The 19505-nt window shown below is 39.4% G+C and carries 20 protein-coding genes; 7 read left to right on the top strand and 13 right to left on the bottom strand.

Annotated elements, in window-relative coordinates:
- Positions 1–19 precede the first annotated feature (19 nt).
- A complete protein-coding gene (nhaA, locus tag FLJC2902T_RS13820; protein WP_023580428.1) occupies positions 20–1180 on the top strand; it encodes a Na+/H+ antiporter NhaA in 1161 nt (386 codons plus the stop codon).
- Between the two features lie 30 nt (positions 1181–1210).
- Here nhaA and FLJC2902T_RS13815 read toward each other — a convergent pair whose 3' ends face one another.
- The 7 genes from FLJC2902T_RS13815 to recF form a co-directional block, all read right to left on the bottom strand.
- Positions 1211–2041: an energy transducer TonB gene (locus FLJC2902T_RS13815; protein WP_023580427.1), complete on the bottom strand. Its 831-nt coding sequence runs from the start codon at positions 2039–2041 to the stop codon at positions 1211–1213.
- Between the two features lie 167 nt (positions 2042–2208).
- Entirely contained in the window at positions 2209–2775 is a 567-nt protein-coding gene (locus tag FLJC2902T_RS13810; protein WP_051364413.1) for an RNA polymerase sigma factor, read from the bottom strand.
- The gene (locus FLJC2902T_RS13805; RefSeq protein ID WP_023580425.1) at positions 2766–3872 is read right to left on the bottom strand and encodes a glycosyltransferase; all 1107 of its coding nucleotides are present in this window, start codon (positions 3870–3872) and stop codon (positions 2766–2768) included. The genes FLJC2902T_RS13810 and FLJC2902T_RS13805 overlap by 10 nt, the downstream gene beginning before the upstream one ends.
- A 135-nt stretch (positions 3873–4007) precedes the next feature.
- Positions 4008–4625 (bottom strand): FMN-binding negative transcriptional regulator, encoded by a 618-nt coding sequence (locus FLJC2902T_RS13800; RefSeq protein ID WP_023580424.1) that lies wholly within the window; start codon positions 4623–4625, stop codon positions 4008–4010.
- A 180-nt stretch (positions 4626–4805) separates the two neighbouring features.
- A complete protein-coding gene (gene murB / locus FLJC2902T_RS13795; protein WP_023580423.1) occupies positions 4806–5819 on the bottom strand; it encodes a UDP-N-acetylmuramate dehydrogenase in 1014 nt (337 codons plus the stop codon).
- A 137-nt stretch (positions 5820–5956) separates the two neighbouring features.
- A complete protein-coding gene (locus tag FLJC2902T_RS13790; RefSeq protein ID WP_023580422.1) occupies positions 5957–6658 on the bottom strand; it encodes a thioredoxin domain-containing protein in 702 nt (233 codons plus the stop codon).
- Positions 6659–6684: 26 nt separating this feature from the next.
- Positions 6685–7764, bottom strand: a complete 1080-nt coding sequence (recF, locus tag FLJC2902T_RS13785) for a DNA replication/repair protein RecF (protein WP_023580421.1) — start codon at positions 7762–7764, stop codon at positions 6685–6687.
- 134 nt (positions 7765–7898) lie between these two features.
- On the opposite strand from recF, the gene FLJC2902T_RS13780 reads away from it, so the two are divergent.
- From FLJC2902T_RS13780 to FLJC2902T_RS13755, 6 genes are all read left to right on the top strand, one after another.
- The gene (locus tag FLJC2902T_RS13780; protein ID WP_023580420.1) at positions 7899–8690 is read left to right on the top strand and encodes a tetratricopeptide repeat protein; all 792 of its coding nucleotides are present in this window, start codon (positions 7899–7901) and stop codon (positions 8688–8690) included.
- Between the two features lie 83 nt (positions 8691–8773).
- The gene (ribH, locus tag FLJC2902T_RS13775; protein ID WP_023580419.1) at positions 8774–9286 is read left to right on the top strand and encodes a 6,7-dimethyl-8-ribityllumazine synthase; all 513 of its coding nucleotides are present in this window, start codon (positions 8774–8776) and stop codon (positions 9284–9286) included.
- Between the two features lie 207 nt (positions 9287–9493).
- Positions 9494–11386, top strand: coding sequence for a DNA mismatch repair endonuclease MutL (gene mutL / locus FLJC2902T_RS13770; protein ID WP_023580418.1), 1893 nt, complete (start codon positions 9494–9496; stop codon positions 11384–11386).
- Complete coding sequence (locus FLJC2902T_RS13765; RefSeq protein WP_155958916.1) at positions 11383–12129, top strand: rhomboid family intramembrane serine protease; 747 nt, start codon at positions 11383–11385, stop codon at positions 12127–12129. Before mutL ends, FLJC2902T_RS13765 begins: the two co-directional genes overlap by 4 nt.
- A 64-nt stretch (positions 12130–12193) precedes the next feature.
- Complete coding sequence (locus tag FLJC2902T_RS13760; RefSeq protein ID WP_023580416.1) at positions 12194–13057, top strand: rhomboid family protein; 864 nt, start codon at positions 12194–12196, stop codon at positions 13055–13057.
- 65 nt (positions 13058–13122) lie between these two features.
- Positions 13123–14160 (top strand): endonuclease/exonuclease/phosphatase family protein, encoded by a 1038-nt coding sequence (locus FLJC2902T_RS13755; protein ID WP_023580415.1) that lies wholly within the window; start codon positions 13123–13125, stop codon positions 14158–14160.
- Here FLJC2902T_RS13755 and FLJC2902T_RS13750 read toward each other — a convergent pair whose 3' ends face one another.
- The 6 genes from FLJC2902T_RS13750 to FLJC2902T_RS13725 form a co-directional block, all read right to left on the bottom strand.
- A complete protein-coding gene (locus FLJC2902T_RS13750; RefSeq protein WP_023580414.1) occupies positions 14161–14772 on the bottom strand; it encodes a WbqC family protein in 612 nt (203 codons plus the stop codon).
- 72 nt (positions 14773–14844) lie between these two features.
- The gene (gene lepB, locus FLJC2902T_RS13745; protein WP_023580413.1) at positions 14845–16389 is read right to left on the bottom strand and encodes a signal peptidase I; all 1545 of its coding nucleotides are present in this window, start codon (positions 16387–16389) and stop codon (positions 14845–14847) included.
- A gap of 73 nt (positions 16390–16462) precedes the next feature.
- Positions 16463–17179: a 4-hydroxy-tetrahydrodipicolinate reductase gene (dapB, locus tag FLJC2902T_RS13740; RefSeq protein WP_023580412.1), complete on the bottom strand. Its 717-nt coding sequence runs from the start codon at positions 17177–17179 to the stop codon at positions 16463–16465.
- Between the two features lie 10 nt (positions 17180–17189).
- Positions 17190–17765 carry a DUF5683 domain-containing protein gene (locus FLJC2902T_RS13735; protein WP_081712571.1) on the bottom strand — a complete coding sequence of 192 codons (576 nt, stop codon included), beginning with the start codon at positions 17763–17765 and terminating at the stop codon, positions 17190–17192.
- A complete protein-coding gene (locus FLJC2902T_RS13730) occupies positions 17762–18661 on the bottom strand; it encodes a ParB/RepB/Spo0J family partition protein (RefSeq protein WP_023580411.1) in 900 nt (299 codons plus the stop codon). Before FLJC2902T_RS13730 ends, FLJC2902T_RS13735 begins: the two co-directional genes overlap by 4 nt.
- 6 nt (positions 18662–18667) lie before the next feature.
- Positions 18668–19435, bottom strand: a complete 768-nt coding sequence (locus FLJC2902T_RS13725) for a ParA family protein (RefSeq protein ID WP_023580410.1) — start codon at positions 19433–19435, stop codon at positions 18668–18670.
- Positions 19436–19505 lie beyond the last annotated feature (70 nt).

The raw sequence follows: 19505 nt of genomic DNA, 5'->3' as shown, positions 1-19505 counted from the left end.
ATTTAAAAGCCAAAATAGAATGAAAACTTCCAAGCTGTTTACTGATTTTTTTGAAAGTGAAAAATCTTCCGGGATTGTTTTGATAATTTGTACCGCCTTGTCATTGTTTCTTGCTAATTCGGCGTTCCGGGAGAGTTATGAAGGAATTTGGTATTTTCCGATTGGTGAACATTCACTGGAACATTGGATTAACGACGGACTCATGACTATTTTCTTTTTACTGATTGGATTGGAACTGGAGCGTGAAGTTTATATTGGTGAATTGTCAAATATCAAAAACGCACTATTTCCTATAGTTGCTGCGGTAGGAGGGATGTTGGTTCCGGCCGGAATTTACCTGATGTTTAACCACGGGACACCAACCCAATCCGGTGCCGGGATCCCGATGGCAACCGATATAGCCTTTGCTTTGGGTGTCTTGTCTTTGTTGGGAAGTCGGGTGCCTACTTCTTTAAAAGTTTTTTTAACTGCTTTGGCGGTTATAGACGATTTGGGTGCAATTTTAGTCATCGCACTTTTTTATACCGACAACCTTTCGTTGTTTAATTTGGGTATTGCTCTGGCAATCATGGGCGTATTGTTTATTTTTAACCGAATGAAAGTGAGCAGTTGGATTCCTTATGTTATTGGTGGAATAGGGATGTGGTATTTTATGTTGAACTCGGGAATTCATGCGACCATTTCAGGCGTTCTGTTGGCATTCGTAATTCCATTTGGAGACGGAAGTGAGAAAACGATTTCATCTAAAATGCAGCATTTCCTTCACAAGCCGGTGGCGTTTTTTATCCTACCTGTTTTTGCTTTGGCCAATACCGCGATTCTGATTGGGGATGATTGGATGGAAGGATTGAAACACGAGAACAGCATTGGTGTTTTCTTGGGTCTGGTTGTCGGAAAACCTCTTGGTATTTTGTTGTTTTGTTTTCTGGTGGTAACTTTCGGTCTTTGTAAATTGCCGAGAGGCTTGAAATGGAAACATATTTTTGCAACGGGTTTTATGGCCGGCATTGGTTTTACCATGTCGATATTTATTACACTTTTAGCGTTTAAATCACAACCGGAGGATATTACGATTTCCAAAATTGCGATCATGATTTCGTCTTTGGTGGCCGGAATTATCGGCTATGTTTTTCTCAGTAAAACACTTAAGGATGTTGAAGTTGTTGAGGATGAATTGTAAATAAAAAAGCAAAACCGAAGTTTTGCTTTTTTACTGAATGTTCACCGTAATAGGTAGGTTGTAAGCGGTTCGTACCGGCTGTCCGTTTTTGTAACCCGGTGACCATTTTGTGTTCATGCTTTTTAATACTCTTGCGGCTTCTTTCCCAAGATTATAGCCCGGATCTCTGGTTACCTTGATGTTTGACAACGTTCCGTCTTTTTCGATTACGAAATAAACCATCACCTGAAGTGTTTTAATGTTTTCATCCACTTCCGGAGCGTTGAATTTTTTGCCGACTGCATTTAAAAATGCACCTATTCCTCCGGGATATTGCGGTTGAAATTCAAGTGTGGCCGCAATTTCTGGTGCGTTTGAATTAGCATTTCCGCTGCCACCAGTATTTACAACAGGGGGAGGAACAGAGGTGTTGCTGTTGGTTTCTGTTCCTTCCTGGTTTGCAGAGCCGATTTTTCCTTTCTCTAAATCTTCGTTTCTGGTAACCTCTTCGGTTGCCTTTTCTTTTTCGGTTGGAACCATGTTAACATATTTGATTACTTTTTCATCCGTTAACGGTTTTGAAACTGAAGGCCCGAAGTCCTCTTTTTTCGGTTCTTCTTTTTTAAAAGCATCCGCATCTACTAGTATGATTTCCTCGTCGATTGGGCACGAGATGACTTCTGCGGTCTCTTTTTCCGGTTGCAGATAACCTATTATTGCCGGGATTGCTGCCGCGCCACCCAATAGTAATAAGGCAGAGAAAAAAGCTTTTACCGTTGTTTTTGGATTTTCAGTTCTTAGCTGATAAGCGCCGTAGGCTTTGTTTCGTCCTTCGAAAACCATGTTTAGCCAACCGGTTTCGTAAATGTTGATTTTAGACATACTAAATAGTTTTGAGGTTAAATAAATGGTTTGTTTTATTTAATAACGAAAACTATGCAGTCATAGTATTTAAAGTGTTAAAAAAAATACAAAAATATTTTTTTATTAACACTTGTGTTTGATGCAATGTTTGTTGATAGTGGTTTTGCTGAATTTAAGTCAGTGAATCAGCGTTTTTGCTGAATAATTTCAGCCAAAAGTTTCTTAGCGCGCAAAAGTTTTATTTTTACGTTATTCAGAGGTTCGTTCAGTTCTTCGGCGATTTCCTGATAACTCATTTCCTGAAAATAACGCAATTGTATCACTTCCTGGTATGCCGGTTTCAGTTCTTTTATGAACAAAAGTAAGCGGGCGAGGTTTTGCTCCTTAATGATTTCGTCTTCCACGCTGGGAGTCGTGTCGGCTATATCATAGGCCTGACTGTCTTCTTCGTTATTAAAGTCGACAAATAAAGACGATTTTTTCTTGCGAAGCATGTCAATATGAACATTCTTAGCAATGGCAATCAGCCAGGTGTTAAACCCGAATTCCGGATTGTACGTGGCGATTTTGTCAAAAGCTTTTGCAAAGGTTTCGATGGTGATGTCTTCGGTGTCGGTTTCGTTTTCGGTGCGTTTCAGCATGAATCCGTATACCTCATTCCAGTAAAAATCCAATAAAAAAGTAAAGGCTACCTGGTCGCCCGTTTTAGCCTTTTCAATAGTATTTCGTATGATTTCAGTTGTTATTTCCAATGGTTAGGTTTTGAAACTAAATTAGTTATGAAAACGTTTAGCTGTGTGAAGATAAGGATAATTTCGATTACCGGAAACCAGTACATCACGTCTTTCTCTTTGAATTTTCCGGCAGCATAGCCTAAAGTAATCCAGGCGAAAATATATCTGAAAACAACCAATCCCCCCACAATCATCCATTGGAACTGAAAAGCAAGTAACAGTACGGCTAAGATCAGAAAGGTTAATTGACTGAAATAGTATAATGTCAGTTGGAATTTGTCGAAACCCTTATATAGTTTAGCAGTCGAAACATGGCGGCGTTTTTGACGGAACCACTCTTTCCAGGTTTGTTTCGGTTCGGATAGTGTAAAACTGTCCGGAGTGAAACAAACGGTTGTGTTACTCCCTTTAGCAGCCTGATTGATAAACAGATCATCGTCTCCGGAACGCACATTCATATGGTCGATAAAACCATTTACTCTGAAAAATTCTTCGCGTTTGTAGGCTAAATTTCGTCCGACACCCATGTACGGTTTTCCCATTTTTGCCCATGAAAAATATTGGGTCGCGGTAAGCATGGTTTCAAAACGGATGATTTTGTTAAGGAAGGAACCTTTAATTTTTTCATAAGCACCATATCCCAAAACAATGGTTTTATGCATGGTGAATTGTGCGCTCATGTTCAAAATCCAGTCTTTGGAAGTGGGATAACAATCAGCATCCGTGAACAGTAAATATTCTTTGGAAGCGGCTTTGATTCCCAATGTTAATGCGAATTTCTTGTTCCCCCAAAACGCTTCGTTGTTTTGTACTTTAACCAGCTTTACATTGGAATATTGTCGCTCGAAGGCTTCAAAAATTTCCAGAGTGTCGTCGCTGGAGGCATCGTCAATTAAGACGATTTCGTAATCGGGATAATTCTGTTCGGCTAAAAGCGGGATGAACTTTTTAACATTTTCCTCTTCATTTTTTGCACAGACAATTACCGAAACCGGAATGCGCTTCGGAGTGACTTTTTGGGCTTTGGCAAACGCAAATTTTCCAAAAATAATCAGGTAATAAAAAAGTTGAATGGCAATGATTCCGATGAAAACGTAAAGTAAAATTAGCAGCATGGATAATCCGAATCGGTGTTAAATTTGAGTTGCAAATTTAGGAAAAAGTGTTCAGTAAACAGTAATTAGTGTTTAGTGTTTTTTAAGAATATTTTACCGTTGCCGGAATTCAGAATATTCTTTATCAGATACGGTTTATTGTTTTCGCTGTTTTGTCATTTCGCGGGCGATGTCGTGTGCGTTCTGATGAGGGCATTTTTCCAGTTCCGAAATAATAGCGGAATGGTTTTTATCATCGCGGTTTTGAGAAAGTTTTGTAACGGCCTGTATTTCTGTAATCTCAATTTCAAAAGCCACGAATCCTTCTGTTTGTTTCATGGTTTCAGCAGACAGGTTTTCAATTTTAACCGGATTTTTGGAAGCGGCTTCGTATTTGTCGACCAGTTTTTTCAGTGCGAAAAGCATTTCATCTCCTTCAATGATTCTCGTTTTTCCATACACATGAACCGCGATGTAATTCCACGTAGGGACATTCTCGTGATCGTACCAGGAAGAAGAAATATAGCTGTGAGGACCCGAAAAGATAGCCAAAACGTCATTGCTGTTTTTGAAAGCTTTCCATTGTGGGTTTTCTTTGGAAACATGTCCGAACAAGACTTCTTTGCCCTGTGTATTGGTTTCCAGTTCCAGCGGAATGTGGGTTCCCCAAAGTTTTCCTTCGGTTTGATTTACCAGAATGCCGAAACTGTTGCTTTTTAAAAAGTTTCTGATTTCTTCGGCGTTTTCGTTTTTGTATAGTTCCGGAATGTACATTTGGAGAAGTAATTAGTGATTAGTTGTTAGTCGTTAGGAAAATAGAAAATGGAGAAAAGAAAATAGAAAATAGAAGTTTGGGGTTAGAAGTTGTGCTTTAAGTGAAATTAAAAAATTACTGCTTTCTGTAATCGGCCCTCTGCCTTCTGCAAATTGCGACAGAATACTAACCACTAGCGACTATATTATATTCACTTCCGCTTCAATCGAAATTCCGTATTTCTCCAAAATCGTTTTCTGGATGTCTTTGGAAACATTCAAAATTTCCTGACCTGTTGCGTTTCCGTAGTTGACTAAAACTAAGGCTTGTAAAGTGTGAACGCCGGCATCGCCAAAACGTTTTCCTTTAAAACCGGCCTGTTCAATCAGCCAGCCCGCAGGGACTTTAACTTCGTTTTCGCCAACTGTATAATGTGGCATGTCCGGAAATTGGACGTGTGCTTTTTCGTAAACTTCTTTGGGTACAATCGGGTTTTTGAAGAAACTGCCGCTGTTGCCGAGTTCTTTCGGGTCCGGTAGTTTGCTCTGGCGGATGGCAATCACGGCATTGCTGACTTCCTTAATGGTAGGATTTGCAATGTTGTGTTTGGCCAATTCCATATCAATGGCACCATAAGATGTGTTAATTTTATGGTTTTTTTTGGTCAGTTTGAAAACTACAGAAGTGATAACATACTGGTTTTTCGCTTCGTTTTTGAAAATACTCTCTCTGTATCCGAATTTGCACTCGGCATTGGTGAAAATTTCAATTTCCTGAGTATCAATTCGCATGGCTTCGCAGGAAACAAAAGTGTCTTTAATTTCGGCTCCATACGCGCCAATATTCTGAATGGGAGTAGTGCCTACATTTCCCGGAATCAACGACATGTTTTCAATACCGCCGAAATTCTGTTCAAGATTCCATAATACGAATTCATGCCAGTTTTCACCGGCATTGCCCTGAACCCAAACAAAATCATCGTCTTCTTTTAGGATTTTTTTGCCTTTCAGATTGATGTGAACCACCAAAGCGTCTATGTCCTTTGTTAAGAGCATATTGCTTCCGCCACCCAGAATGAACAGTTTTTCGTTTTGGTTTTCTTTCAGGATTTGCGCTAATTCATTTGTATTGGTAACTTCAACAAACGATTTTGCTTTGGCTTCGATGCCGAATGTGTTGTATTTTTTTAGTGAAAAATGGTGTTCTATCTGCATTGACTTATGTTATGCGTTTGATTAGTGATCTCAAAATGTGTGTTATTATGCTTTTGAGAAATTTTATTTTTGCCACGAGTTCCACAAATTCACACAAATTAATTGGTACTAATTTGTGTGATTTGTGCCTGAAATGTTTATTTTTTTGGAAGTTGCGCTTTTAATTCGGCTTCCGATACAAATCCGTTTTTCTTCCAAACTTCTTTTCCGTCTTTAAAAACGATAACTACAGGAAGTTCCTGATAGCCCAATCCGTTAAAAAGAGCTTTGTTTTTGTCGGCATCCACGCGAACTATTTTGGCTTTGCCTTCGTATTCTTTTTCCATTTTAGCCAGATAAGGCCCCATTTTTTTACAAGGACCGCACCATTCTGCATAAAAATCGATTACGACCACTTTATCCGAAGCGATCAGTTTTTCATAATCGGTTTTGTTCATTCCGGAGTCGGCTTTCTTTTCTGTATTTGGATGTGCTTCGCTCCATTTCATATAACCGCCGTCCATGTTGTAAACGGTTTTGAATCCCATTTTTGTAAGTTTTATTGCTGCTTTATTGCTTCTACCACCAACTAAACAGTAAACGAAAACCGGTTTTGATTTGTCCAGTTTTTGGACTTCGGTTTCAAAGGAGTCTCCGTTCCAGTCGATGTTTTTGGCATTGTCCAAATGGCCTTGTGTATATTCACCGGTTGTTCTTACATCGAGCAATTGCGCATTTTCCGTAGCTTTTAATTTCGACTCGAAATCACTGACAGAAACAGTCTCCATATTCTGACCTTTGCTGCAGTTGCTGATAAATAAAGCGATTGTAAGTATTCCTAAAATTTTTAGTGTTTTCATTTTACTGTGGTATTTATTATGCAAAATTACAAATTAAATAGTTTATAAGATTGGTGTGTCGATTTAACTATGTCTTCAGTACGTTCCGGATGGGTGTCGGAAATGAATAACTGTCCGAATGCCTCATTGTTGACCATTTCTACGATTTTGCTAACCCGGGTTTCATCCAGTTTATCGAAAATGTCGTCGAATAATAATATAGGCAAAACGCCGCTCTGTTTTTTTATGAATTCGAATTGCGCCAGTTTCAGTGCGATCAGAAATGATTTCTGTTGACCTTGGGAACCGAATTTCTTTATCGGGTACGTATCTATTTCAAACGACAAATCGTCTTTATGGATGCCAACGCTTGTGTATTGCAGAATTCGGTCTTTTGCCAGATTTTCTTCAAACAGTTTTAATAACGGTTTTTCGGAAAGTTGACTCTGATACACAACCTGAACCGTTTCTGCCGAGTTGGTTATCGCCTGATGATGTTGATTGAAAATCGGAATAAAATCCTCTAAAAACTGTTTTCTTTTCTCGAAAATCGAGGTGCCTAAACCGTCTAATTGTTCGTTATAGATGGAAAGTGTGTCGTTTTCGAAAGTCTGATTTGCCGCGAAATATTTCAGTAAAGCATTGCGTTGTGCGATGATTTTCTGATACTGAATCAATTGCTGAAGATAAACGCTGTCGAGCTGCGAAATCACACTGTCGATAAACCTTCTGCGGGTTTCGCTTCCTTCTATTATAAGATCCTGATCGGAAGGGGAAATAATCACCAGCGGAATAAAACCGACATGCTCCGAAAGGCGTTCGTAAGGTTTGTTGTTGCGTTTCAGGATTTTTTTCTGACCTTTTTTGAGGCTGCACACAATTTGTTCCTCGCGTTGGTCTTTTTCGAAAACGCCGTCGACCACAAAAAACTCTTCTCCGTGACGGATATTCTGTACAGCCAGCGGATTGAAATAGCTTTTTCCGTAAGCCAAATGATAAATGGCATCCAGAACATTCGTTTTTCCGATGCCGTTTTTCCCCACGAAACAATTAATTTTTGCATCGAAGTCAAAAGTGGCTTCGGCAATATTCTTATAATTAAAAAGGGAAAGTCGCTTTAGATACACGTGAAATCCGAATTATTTCAGAGAAATTAAATCATTTTTTTAAAGTGGGTGCAAATTATTGAAAAATATCGACAAAAAGGATTTCCATATATGAATAAAAATTTTATTTTTGCCGTTCATTAAATTAAAAATAGATGGCAACATATAACAAAAGAGGGTATAAAGCTCCAAAACCAAAAGACGAAGCGGTTGAAAATCAAGTTGACGTTGATGTATTAGACAACATTAAAGAGGAAGACAGCGCGACGGCAGAGGTATTCAATACTTTGGATCAAAGTGCTAACAAACTTGAGGACTGGGTTGCTAAAAATCAAAAATATATTTTCGGAGTTGTAGGTGCGATTGGTTTGGCAGCTGCAGTTTATCTTGTTTATGACAAATTTGTTGTAGAGCCGAAAGAAGAAGATGCAGCGAACGAAATGTTCCAGGCGCAACAATATTTCCAACAGGCAGTAGACGGTCAGACGGCTAATGATTCTTTATATAACCTTGCATTAAAAGGTGCTGAAGGAAAATTAGGTTTCATCGGAATTGCAGATAACTACTCTGGTACCAAAGCGGCTAACCTTGCGCATTATTATGCAGGTATGGCATATTTAAATACTGGTAAATTCAAAGAAGCGGTTACGCAATTGGAGCAGTTCAAATCGGAAGATATGTTCTTAAAAGCGATTGCTATCGGAGCTATCGGAGATGCTTTCTCTGAATTGGGTCAGAAAGAAGATGCGTTAAGCCAATACCAGAAAGCAGCTGATGCTAATGTGAATGATTTTACCACACCAAGATATTTGTACAAAGCAGGTCAATTGGCTTTGGAGATGGGTAAAAAAGAAGAAGCGTTGAAATTCTTTACTCAGATTAAAGAAAAGTACGAAACTTCCCAGGAAGGTGCTTCTATTGACGCAATGATTGCAATGGTTGAGTAAATTGAAGGCAGAATTTAGAATTCAGTTTCTTTTTTCTAACTTCTAATCCCGATAGCTATCGGGACTAACTTCTAATTCAAATTATGGCGACAGCAAATAAAAATTTATCAAATTACGATAAAAACACAATCCCAAACGCGAAAGATTTTCGGTTTGGGATTGTTGTTTCAGAATGGAACGATAAAATCACTGAAGGTTTGTATTCCGGAGCTGAAGCGGCGCTTTTAGATTGTGGTGCTTTACCGGAAAATATCATCCGATGGAATGTTCCGGGGAGTTTTGAACTGGTTTATGGAGCGCAACGAATGATTGTTACGCAGGAAGTGGATTGTGTTATCACGGTCGGCTGCGTAATCAAAGGGGAAACGATGCATTTTGAATTCGTATGTGAAGGTGTGACGCAGGGAATCAAAGATTTGAATGTGCAAACGGATGTTCCGGTAATTTTCTGTCTGTTAACCGATAATACCGAACAGCAGTCCATTGATCGAAGTGGAGGAATTCACGGAAACAAAGGTACGGAAGCAGCCATTGCGGCAATCAAAATGGCAGATTTGCGTAGAAATACGAGCCAGCAGACAATAAGTGATAATTAGCCGTTAGTGATTAGTAATCAGTGGCTTTGATTGTTTGTGAAAAGTCAAAGATTTACACTAAAAAAATGATAAAAGAAAGCCTATTCGAAAGAGTAGGTTTTTTTGTTTTTTATGATTCCATTAAGTAGAATAACAAATTCCTTTTCCTTAAATTTGTGAACAATGAGGGTTGTTCAAAACCCATAATTTATAACTCATAACCAGTTGATGTCAAGCATAATTCAATTACTACCCGATCACGTTGCGAACCAGATTGCCGCAGGAGAAGTCGTTCAGCGACCTGCTTCCGTGGTAAAAGAATTGGTCGAAAATGCGGTCGATGCAGGGGCCACCGAAATCAAACTTATCGTAAAAGATGCCGGGAAAACCCTGATTCAGGTAATTGACAACGGAAAAGGAATGTCGGTTACCGACGCACGTTTGTGTTTTGAGCGCCATGCAACTTCCAAAATCCGCCAGGCCGAAGATTTGTTTTCACTGCACACCAAAGGGTTTCGCGGAGAAGCATTGGCTTCCATTGCGGCGATTGCTCATGTGGAGATGAAAACCAAACAGGATCAGGAAGAGTTGGGCACGCACATTGTTATTGAGGGAAGTAAATTTGTTTCTCAGGATGTAGCGGTTTTGCCCAGAGGAACTTCTTTTTCGGTTAAAAATTTATTTTTCAATATACCGGCACGACGCAATTTCTTAAAATCCGATACAGTCGAATTTCGCCATATTGTGGATGATTTTGAGCGAGTAGCTTTGGCGCATCCCAATATTCATTTCATGCTTTTTCATAACGGAAGCGAGATGTTTAACTTGCCACAATCCAATCTGCGTCAGCGTATTGTGAATGTTTTTGGCGGCAAGACCAACGAAAAATTGGTTCCGGTAACGGAAAGTACGGAAATAATGGGAATTCAGGGATTTGTCGGAAAACCAGAATTTGCCAAAAAGAATCGTGGCGAGCAGTTTTTCTTCGTTAACGATCGGTTTATAAAAAGTCCGTATTTGCATCATGCGATTATGGCAGCCTATGAAGGTTTACTGAAAGACGGAAGCCAGCCGAGTTATTTCTTATACCTCGATGTGCCTCCGCATACCATAGATATCAATATTCATCCGACCAAAACCGAAATCAAGTTTGACGACGATCAGGCCATGTATGCTATTTTACGATCTTCGATCAAACACAGTCTGGGGCAGTTTAATGTGGCACCGGTTTTGGATTTCGAACGGGATGCTTCGCTGGACATACCCTACGAATATAAGGAAAAAGAAAGTCAGACGCCTTTAATTCAGGTGGATGCGAATTTTAATCCCTTTGCCGACGAAAAGCCTTCGAGAGCGTTTTCCTCGTCTTCGGGAGGTTCACATTCTTTTGGCTCAAGTTTTAACTCCGGATATAAGAAGCAGGAAAGCAATGCAAGTTGGGAAAGTCTGTATGTCGGATTAAAAACTGCGACAGAAGAAATCGATGTAAGCGAAATCCAATTCGAAAGCGAAGAAGTGACCGGTTCACTTTTTGGTGAGAATGAAGTGGAAACAGCCGGAAACCGAACCTATCAGATTCAGAAAAAATACATCGTCAGTCCGATTAAATCCGGAATGATGATTTTGTATCAGGAGCGGGCGCACCAGCGCATTCTGTACGAACAGTTCCTGACGAACATAACCATGCATCAGGCGGCGAGCCAACAGTTGTTGTTTCCTTTGGAACTGCATTTTTCCCAATCGGAAATGGCAATGATCAAAGAATTGCGTCCGTCGTTGGAAAATACAGGTTTTGTTTTTGATGCGATGACCACGGAAATTCTTGTTATTTCGGGTCTGCCTGTTAATGTTGCGGAAAGTGAAGTCGGCCTTCTTTTGGAAGAACTGATTCACGATTTGCAGGGGGAGCTTCCGGAAAGCAGTTTCAGTCAGAGTGACCGCATTGCCAAATCGATGTCGCGAAGCCTTTCGGTGAAAACCGGAGCCTATCTGACGGAGAAAGAACAGGAAAGTATCGTAAATTCGTTATTTGCCTGTAAAGATCCCAATGTTTCGCCTTTTAACAAACCGACTTTCATTACCATGGGTGTGGAAGATTTAGACAAACGTTTTGCCTTATGATGAACATAACCGAAACTGTTAAGCAGTTAATCATAATTAATATTCTCTTTTTTGTGGGTTCTTTGTTAGTGCCCGCAACTGTTGATTTTTTGTCGCTTTTCTACTTCGAGAGCCCGAATTTTAAAGTTTGGCAGCCAATTACCCACATGTTTATGCATGGAGGACTGATGCACATTTTCTTTAATATGTTTGCATTGTATTCTTTCGGAAGTGCTTTGGAGCATTTTTGGGGAGGGAAAAAGTTTTTGTTTTTTTATATTTCCTGCGGATTGGGTTCTGCTTTGCTGCATACTGCGGTAAACTATTATAATTTTCACGAAGGTCTGAATTTGCTGATGGAAAACGGATTCCAAAAAGAAGAGATTCTTAGGATTTTAGCCGAAGGGAAATTTGATACACGCTGGGAAGAAACTATCGGAGCCAGTAATTTTACTGAATTTCTGCAAAGTTATATTGTTCCTGTTGTTGGTGCTTCCGGGGCGATTTACGGACTTTTGGTAGCTTTCGCCTTCATGTTTCCGGATGCCGGTCTGGCACTTATCTTTGTGCCGGTTCCGATAAAAGCAAAATATTTTGTTCCGGGATTATTACTGTTGGATTTGTTTTTAGGGCTTAAAGGGAATTCAATTTTCGGAGGCGGAACAGGAGTTGCCCATTTCGCTCATATTGGAGGAGCAATTATAGGTTTTATCATGATGTCGTACTGGAAGAAAAACCAGTTTAACAATAACAGGTGGAATTAAATCAGTATTCGGTAATCAATGTTCAGTTTACAGAAGTTTCTAAATTCTAATTTCTAAATTCAAAATGAATATATTAGACGATTTTAAATTACAGTACAAAACAGGGGATATCACCCAGAAACTCATTTTCTGGAATGTGGGAATCGCATTGCCGTTTTTTGTCATACAATCGTTTTTCCCGTCTTTGTTTGAAGTTCTTAAGACTTGGCTTTGTTTGCCCTCAACGCTTACTGTAGCATTGCTTAAACCCTGGACATTCATTACTTATGCATTTTTGCATGCGGATTTCTGGCATTTATTGTTTAATATGATTGTGCTGAATTTTACCAGCCGTTTGTTTCTGACCTATTTCACGCAAAAACAATTTTTTGGTCTGTACCTTTTGGGAGCCATTTTTGCAGGATTGGTTTTCGTGCTGACCGATTTATTTCTTCAAAATGATACAATTTTAGTAGGCGCTTCGGGAGCAATCATGGCTGTACTTATAGCTTCTGCGACTTATACGCCCTTGTCGGAAATCAGATTGTTGTTAATCGGTAATGTGAAATTGTGGCACATTGCGGTGGTTTTATTTGCTTTGGATTTAATTCAGATTCCGATGAGCAATACAGGCGGGCATTTGGCTCATATAGGCGGATCATTGTTCGGATTCCTATATATTAAAACATTGCAGCAGGGAACCGATTTAAGTAAAATAGTATCGAATGTTATCGATTATTTTGTTTCTTTGTTTACCCCAAGAAAAGTTACTCCGTTTAGAAAAGTTCACAAAAACGTGAATTCACAACCCGCTGCGACCGGATCCGTTGCAGGAAAAGACGCTACCCAAAAGAGAATTGATGAGATATTGGATAAAATCGGTAAATCGGGCTATGACAGTCTGACCAAAGAAGAGAAAGAGTTTTTGTTCAAAGTCGGGAAGCAATAGTCGATGTTCAGTAATCAGTAGTCAGTAATGGTCTTTCGTAATTGCCGGTGGCAGTCTGTTAATAAATGAAAAACTTATCGTGGATAAATAAAACAGCGTTTTTTTTCAATATCGTTCTCACGATACTGACGTTTGTAGCCTATCTGTTGCCTTTTTTAGCCCCAAAGATGTTTCCGTTTCTATCGGTTTTAACATTGGTATTGCCATTGATGCTGATACTTAATATTGTATTCGCATGTTATTGGCTGCTTCAGTTAAAGAGACAGGCTTTCCTTTCGGTGATTGTTTTGTTAGTTGGTATTACTTTTTTCAATAAATTTTACAAGTTTTCAGGGAAAGACCTCATTGTCGAGGATAATGATTTTACGGTCATGAGTTACAACGTACGTCTTTTCAATGTTTTTGAATGGATGAGTAAACAGAGTATTCCCGAGGATATTGTTGATTTCGTTGCTTCTCAGGATCCGGATGTGTTGTGCATCCAGGAATATACCACTTCGGTGAAAGTTAATTTAAGTGCGTATAAATACAAATATATTTTGATGCAGGGTGATAACGTTCGCACCGGTCAGGCCATTTTTTCCAAGTTTCCGATAATTGAAAAAGGAGAAATTGATTTTCCGGATTCGGATAACAATGTGATTTTTGCGGATATTAAGATGCGTCGAGATACCATTCGCGTGTACAGTATTCATCTGCAGTCGACAAAAATCAGTCCGGATATTCATGAAAAAATTGACGAAGCGAAGTCAAAGAAAATTTTTCGTCGTATGAGCGAAGCGTTTGCAGAGCAACAAGTGCAGTCGGAGTTAATTAAGGAACATACAACCGATTGCAGTTATCCGAAAATTATCTGCGGTGATATGAACAACAGTGCGTTTTCTTATGTGTACCGTAATATTAAAGGGAATATGAAAGATGCGTTTGAAGAAGCCGGTGAAGGTTTCGGAAAAACGTACGACTACGAATTTTACCCGGCCCGTATCGATTATATTTTGGTAGACAAAGACTTTGAAGTGAAAAATTTTAAGAGTTTTGACAATATCGTCAATTCCGATCACTTTCCAATCACCACACGACTTTTACTTAAGCCCGAGGAGTAATTACAGGTTTTGGCTTTTCAGGTACTCCACTGCATAACGCCCTTCGTTAAACAACAGGTCCAAAATGCTCAGGTTGTTTAAAAACCCGTGTTTGTCATCAAAAACCTGAGTGTACGGTTCGAAAACAGAAAGATCTTTCTTTCCGTTGACCAATGAACGGTAATCGGTTAGACCGTTGGCGTCGTGAAAATATTCAGTAGTTTTTTCGAAGTTAAATTTTGCCCCCAGACATTCGGTAACTATTTCTATGGTCTGGAAATTCAAATCCATTATGAACTCGTGTTTCTTTTCGAATATCCGGCGGATATCATCTTCAAAATACTCAAAGAAAGGCGAGGTACGATAAGCCGCTTCTAATGATTTAAAATGGTTTTTACGCCAGTCGAAATCGTTTTCAATACGAACATCCTTAAACTTCTGATGGGGCTCAGTGCTGTGTTTTACAGGAATGTTCAGCATCTGAATCCCGTTTGGAGAATAAATATACATCCGGTTGCGATTGGTTTGTTTCTGGAAGTTGTCTTCCATTTCAAAGGTAATCGTGTCTGCTTTTGCCATCGCCACAAAATGACTGATGGACGGGAAGTAGGAAGGATGTAACAGGATGTTCATTTGGTTATTTGTGGATTTGGTTATAGTTTGCAACAGTGTTAAAAATCTGCTGCAAACTATAATCATTTTGATTTATGCTTTTTTCTTCGCCTGTCTTTTTTTGTAAAAGCTATATCCGAAGTAGCCTAAAAGTGCTAATACAAAATATTTGAAATAAGAAACAGGTTGTCCGTCTCCACCCACAGTGGTAAACAAGCGCTCCCAACGGACTTTGTCAATCGCTTTGCCCCAAGGGATATTTTGATCTAAACTCATCCAGATGAAAACCGGTTTTCCAACGACGTGGTCTGCAGGAACAAAGCCCCAGTATCTCGAATCTTCCGAGTTGTGGCGGTTGTCTCCCATCATCCAGTAATAATCCTGTTTGAAGGTGTACGAGTTTGTTACTTTTCCATTGATGCGTATTTCATCGCCGTTTACTTTCAGATCATTGCCTTCGTAATCGGTAATTAATCGCTTATAAAAAGGCAGGCTTTCTTTGTTTAAAGTGACGGTTTTACCTTGTTCCGGTATGTAAACAGGTCCTAAATTATCCTGACTCCACGCTTGTGTATGCGGGAAGATTCTTTTGTCTGCACTTTTGTCGATAGTTCTTGTTACGGAAGTAATTCCCGGTGTGTTTTTTAATCGTGCGGCACTTTCTGATGTCAGGGCGCTGAATATAATTGTGTCTGATGCAATCTGACCGACAGGATCAGTTATGTTTAATTCTTTTAGAAGGTATTCAAAATTGATTGGTGTTTTTCCGTCAATGGCAACTTTATAGGAATACTGAACCTTTGATCTTTCCGGAAGCACCAATTCTTTTCCGTCAATGAAAATGACTCCGTCCTTAATGGATAAATTATCTCCCGGTGTTCCTACGCAACGTTTTACATAGTTCGATTTTTTGTCAATTGGTTTGTCTGCTCGTCTTCCGGAACGATCGAAAAACTTATACACGGTATCTGCCGGCCAGTTAAAAACAACAATGTCGTTACGTTGAATTTTTTGAGCACCCGGGAAGCGGAAATACGGTAATTGTGGCCATTTCGAATAGGATTTGACACCTGCCACCGGTATGGAGTCGTGTACCATGGGAGCAGCAACAGCAGTCATTGGTGTTCTCGCTCCGTAATGAAACTTACTTACAAATAGGAAATCACCAATCAAAAGTGATTTTTCCAATGAAGAAGAAGGAATGGTAAACGGTTGTATAAGATAAGTGTGTACTAATGTTGCAACGACTATGGCAAAAAGCAAAGAACTAACCGTGTTTTCATTTTGTACGGCATTTTTACTCGGAATATAAGTCACATCCTGAGTATAGTTGATGTAATAAATGTAGAAACCAAGAGTTAACACAGCCAAAGCAGTGTCTATTTCAGATTTTTTTCCAAATGCTCTGAGAGTTTCCACCCAAAGGACCGGAAACATAATCAGGTTTACGATAGGTACAAATAACAAAACAGTCCACCAGGTAGGACGATCAATGATTTTCATCAGAACAATAGAATTGTAAACGGGGATAGCGGCTTCCCATCTTTTTCTGCCCGCTTTTTCGTATAACTTCCATGTTCCTAAAAAATGTACCACCTGTATAATCAGGAAGAAGATAAACCATTGAATTAGTGTCATAATGTGTTTATTTGGTTATTTGTTTATCTGGTAATTTGTTTAAATTCACTATTCGGATAATCGGATAATCGAATTAACGAATCGCCGAATCGCCTATGTTTAAAACGTCTTTCATAGTGAAAACGCCTTTTTTATTCTGAATCCACTCGGCAGCTACTACAGCTCCTAATGCAAAACCTTCTCGGCTATGTGCCGTATGTTTTATTTCAATCTGATCGACAGCAGAGTCATAAAAAACACTGTGAGTTCCCGGTATGTTTTCGATACGTTTGGCATCGATATGGATTTGATCGGCATTTGGTTTTTCCAATGTCCATGAGGAATAATCTGAATTTTTAATAATTCCCTCGGCCAAAGTAATCGCTGTTCCGCTTGGTGCATCCAGTTTCTGCGTATGGTGGATTTCTTCCATGGAAACGTTGTACTGCTCCAGGTTTGCCATCATTTTTGCAAGATAATTGTTCAGTTCGAAGAAAATGTTTACCCCTAAACTGAAATTGGAACCGTATATAAAAGCTCCGTTTTTTTCCTTACAAAGGGCAACCATTTCGTCATACTGATCCAACCAACCTGTGGTTCCGGATACAACCGGTACATTAGTAGCAAAACATTCGGAAATGTTACCGACAGCTGCAGAAGGAACACTGAAATCGATGGCAACATCCGCATTTTCCAATCCTTCGTAAGTATCACCATGGTCTTTTCGCAATACGATTTCGTGACCTCTTTCCAAAGCAATCCCTTCGATTACCTTACCCATTCTTCCGTAGCCTAAAAGTGCAATTTTCATAATATTCGGATTAGAAATTATAATTTAATGTCAGACCGACATTGTGTTTGTAATTGATTTCGTTTTGATAGATGTCCGGACGAACCGTAAGATTTTCGTTTACGTTGAATTGCATCAGGTGTGCATCAACATTGGCATCCACAATATTTAGGATATAAATTCCGATGGTGATAAAGGCCGATAAATCCCTGTTACGACGGTAGAATTTCTGACCTTCAATCAAACGGTTATTGTCCAAAGGACCGTAATAAGGATCATCATCCTGATAATGGGAAGTACCGTTCAGTCGGTCTTTGTATTCGTCCCGGAATTGGTGGTATTTTTTATTATTGTCAAAGTAGAAATAAATGCTGGTTCCCAATCCAACATAAATTATCGGGACTTTCCAGTATTTTTTATTGTAAACCTGTCCCAATCCCGGAACCAACGCCGAATAAAAAGCAGCTTTGGAAGGAGCCAGGACATCGATTTTATCCGATTTAACGGAGTCTTTGGAAATCAGTAACGGCGCTTCCGTTTGGGAAACTACCGTTTGCGATGTAAAGAACAGCGTGAAAAAGAATATGAGTAGTAACCTATTCACTATCCGTTAATTAGTTTTAAAATTCTGTTGAAATCTTCCTCCGAATGAAACGGAATCGTGATTTTTCCTTTACCGTTTCCAGCCACTTTTACATCTACTTTTGTTCCGAAGAAATCAGTAATTGTTCTTTTCTTATCAGCATCCACCTCAAAAGAATTTCCTTTCGGAGCCTTTGCCGGAGTAGGTTTTAAACTTTCATGATAAGCTTTCACCAAAGCTTCCGTTTCACGAACAGAAAGATTTTGGCTAACGATTTTCTGATAGATATCGGTTTGGATATCGTGGTCTTCCACATTGATAATCGCACGACCGTGTCCCATGGAGATGAATCCGTCGCGAATACCGGTCTGGATAATCGGGTCTAATTTTAACAAACGCAAATAGTTGGCGATGGTGGAACGTTTTTTTCCCACGCGGTCACTCATTTGTTCCTGTGTTAATTGAATTTCGTCAATTAATCTCTGGTAAGACAAGGCAATTTCAATCGGATCTAGGTCATGACGCTGGATGTTTTCCACCAAAGCCATAACAAGTGAATCGTTATCGTTTGCCAAACGAATATAAGCAGGAACCGTTGTTAATCCGATTAATTTGGATGCACGCAAACGGCGCTCCCCGGAAATTAACTGGTATTTGTTGAAATCGGTTTTTCTAACTGTAATTGGCTGAATTACACCTAATTCACGAATGGAAGAAGCCAATTCCTGAAGCGATTCTTCATTGAAATTGGTTCTGGGCTGAAACGGATTGATTTCAATCGCTTCAATTTCAAGCTCAATAATATTTCCGACAACTTTGTCTGCATTTTTATCCTCAACCGATTGAATATCGTTTTCCGGATCTTTTAATAACGCCGATAATCCTCTTCCTAATGCCTGTTTTTTTACCGCTTTTGTCATAAAATACTAGTTGCTGTTTTTCTTGATAATTTCTTCTGCCAAGCTTAAATAATTGGTAGCACCTTTGCTGGTTGCGTCATAATTGATGATGCTTTCGCCAAAACTTGGTGCCTCACTCAGCTTGATATTTCTTTGGATGATGGTATCAAAAACCATGTTGTTGAAGTGTTTCTGTACTTCTTCCACAACCTGATTCGACAAGCGCAAACGCGAATCGTACATCGTTAGCAGCAAACCTTCGATGTCCAGTTCCGGATTGTGAATTTTTTGCACGCTTTTGATGGTGTTCAGTAATTTACCAAGACCTTCCAAAGCGAAATATTCACACTGAATCGGAATCACAACCGAATCTGCTGCTGTCAATGCATTCAAAGTCAGTAAACCTAACGATGGTGCGCAGTCGATAATGATGTAATCGTATTTGTCTTTTACGCTTTCCAATGCCTGTTTCAGCATGTACTCGCGGTTTTCTTTGTCTACCAGTTCAATTTCGATAGCTACCAGATCAATATGCGCCGGAATCACCGAAACATTCGGAGCCGAACAACTGATGGTTGCTTCTGCGGGTGTATTGCTGTGTTCCAGAATCTGGTAGGTTCCGATTTCGACACCTTCTACGTCAATTCCTAATCCGGATGAGGCATTTGCCTGAGGATCAGCGTCAATTAGCAGTACTTTTTTTTCTAAAACGCCTAAGGAAGCCGCTAAATTAACTGAAGTCGTAGTTTTTCCAACGCCACCTTTTTGATTGGCTATAGCAATGATTTTACCCATTTTTTCTTTACAAATTTTGAAGCGTAAAAATACAATTTATTATGGTTTATGAAAATGTTATTTGTTAACA

This window comes from Flavobacterium limnosediminis JC2902 (assembly GCF_000498535.1).
GTDB classification, from domain to species: Bacteria; Bacteroidota; Bacteroidia; order Flavobacteriales; family Flavobacteriaceae; genus Flavobacterium; species Flavobacterium limnosediminis.
This window is presented reverse-complemented; position numbering and strand designations above follow the sequence as displayed.

Excerpts from the sequence above, each read along its gene's own strand:
- nhaA (WP_023580428.1), top strand. The coding sequence starts at position 20 with ATGAAAACTTCCAAGCTGTTTACTGATTTTTTTGAAAGTGAAAAATCT.
- FLJC2902T_RS13815 (WP_023580427.1), bottom strand. The coding sequence starts at position 2,041 with ATGTCTAAAATCAACATTTACGAAACCGGTTGGCTAAACATGGTTTTC.
- FLJC2902T_RS13805 (WP_023580425.1), bottom strand. The coding sequence starts at position 3,872 with ATGCTGCTAATTTTACTTTACGTTTTCATCGGAATCATTGCCATTCAA.
- FLJC2902T_RS13800 (WP_023580424.1), bottom strand. The coding sequence starts at position 4,625 with ATGTACATTCCGGAACTATACAAAAACGAAAACGCCGAAGAAATCAGA.
- murB (WP_023580423.1), bottom strand. The coding sequence starts at position 5,819 with ATGCAGATAGAACACCATTTTTCACTAAAAAAATACAACACATTCGGC.
- FLJC2902T_RS13790 (WP_023580422.1), bottom strand. The coding sequence starts at position 6,658 with ATGAAAACACTAAAAATTTTAGGAATACTTACAATCGCTTTATTTATC.
- FLJC2902T_RS13780 (WP_023580420.1), top strand. The coding sequence starts at position 7,899 with ATGGCAACATATAACAAAAGAGGGTATAAAGCTCCAAAACCAAAAGAC.
- ribH (WP_023580419.1), top strand. The coding sequence starts at position 8,774 with ATGGCGACAGCAAATAAAAATTTATCAAATTACGATAAAAACACAATC.
- mutL (WP_023580418.1), top strand. The coding sequence starts at position 9,494 with ATGTCAAGCATAATTCAATTACTACCCGATCACGTTGCGAACCAGATT.
- FLJC2902T_RS13765 (WP_155958916.1), top strand. The coding sequence starts at position 11,383 with ATGATGAACATAACCGAAACTGTTAAGCAGTTAATCATAATTAATATT.
- FLJC2902T_RS13760 (WP_023580416.1), top strand. The coding sequence starts at position 12,194 with ATGAATATATTAGACGATTTTAAATTACAGTACAAAACAGGGGATATC.
- FLJC2902T_RS13755 (WP_023580415.1), top strand. The coding sequence starts at position 13,123 with ATGAAAAACTTATCGTGGATAAATAAAACAGCGTTTTTTTTCAATATC.
- FLJC2902T_RS13750 (WP_023580414.1), bottom strand. The coding sequence starts at position 14,772 with ATGAACATCCTGTTACATCCTTCCTACTTCCCGTCCATCAGTCATTTT.
- lepB (WP_023580413.1), bottom strand. The coding sequence starts at position 16,389 with ATGACACTAATTCAATGGTTTATCTTCTTCCTGATTATACAGGTGGTA.
- dapB (WP_023580412.1), bottom strand. The coding sequence starts at position 17,179 with ATGAAAATTGCACTTTTAGGCTACGGAAGAATGGGTAAGGTAATCGAA.
- FLJC2902T_RS13730 (WP_023580411.1), bottom strand. The coding sequence starts at position 18,661 with ATGACAAAAGCGGTAAAAAAACAGGCATTAGGAAGAGGATTATCGGCG.
- FLJC2902T_RS13725 (WP_023580410.1), bottom strand. The coding sequence starts at position 19,435 with ATGGGTAAAATCATTGCTATAGCCAATCAAAAAGGTGGCGTTGGAAAA.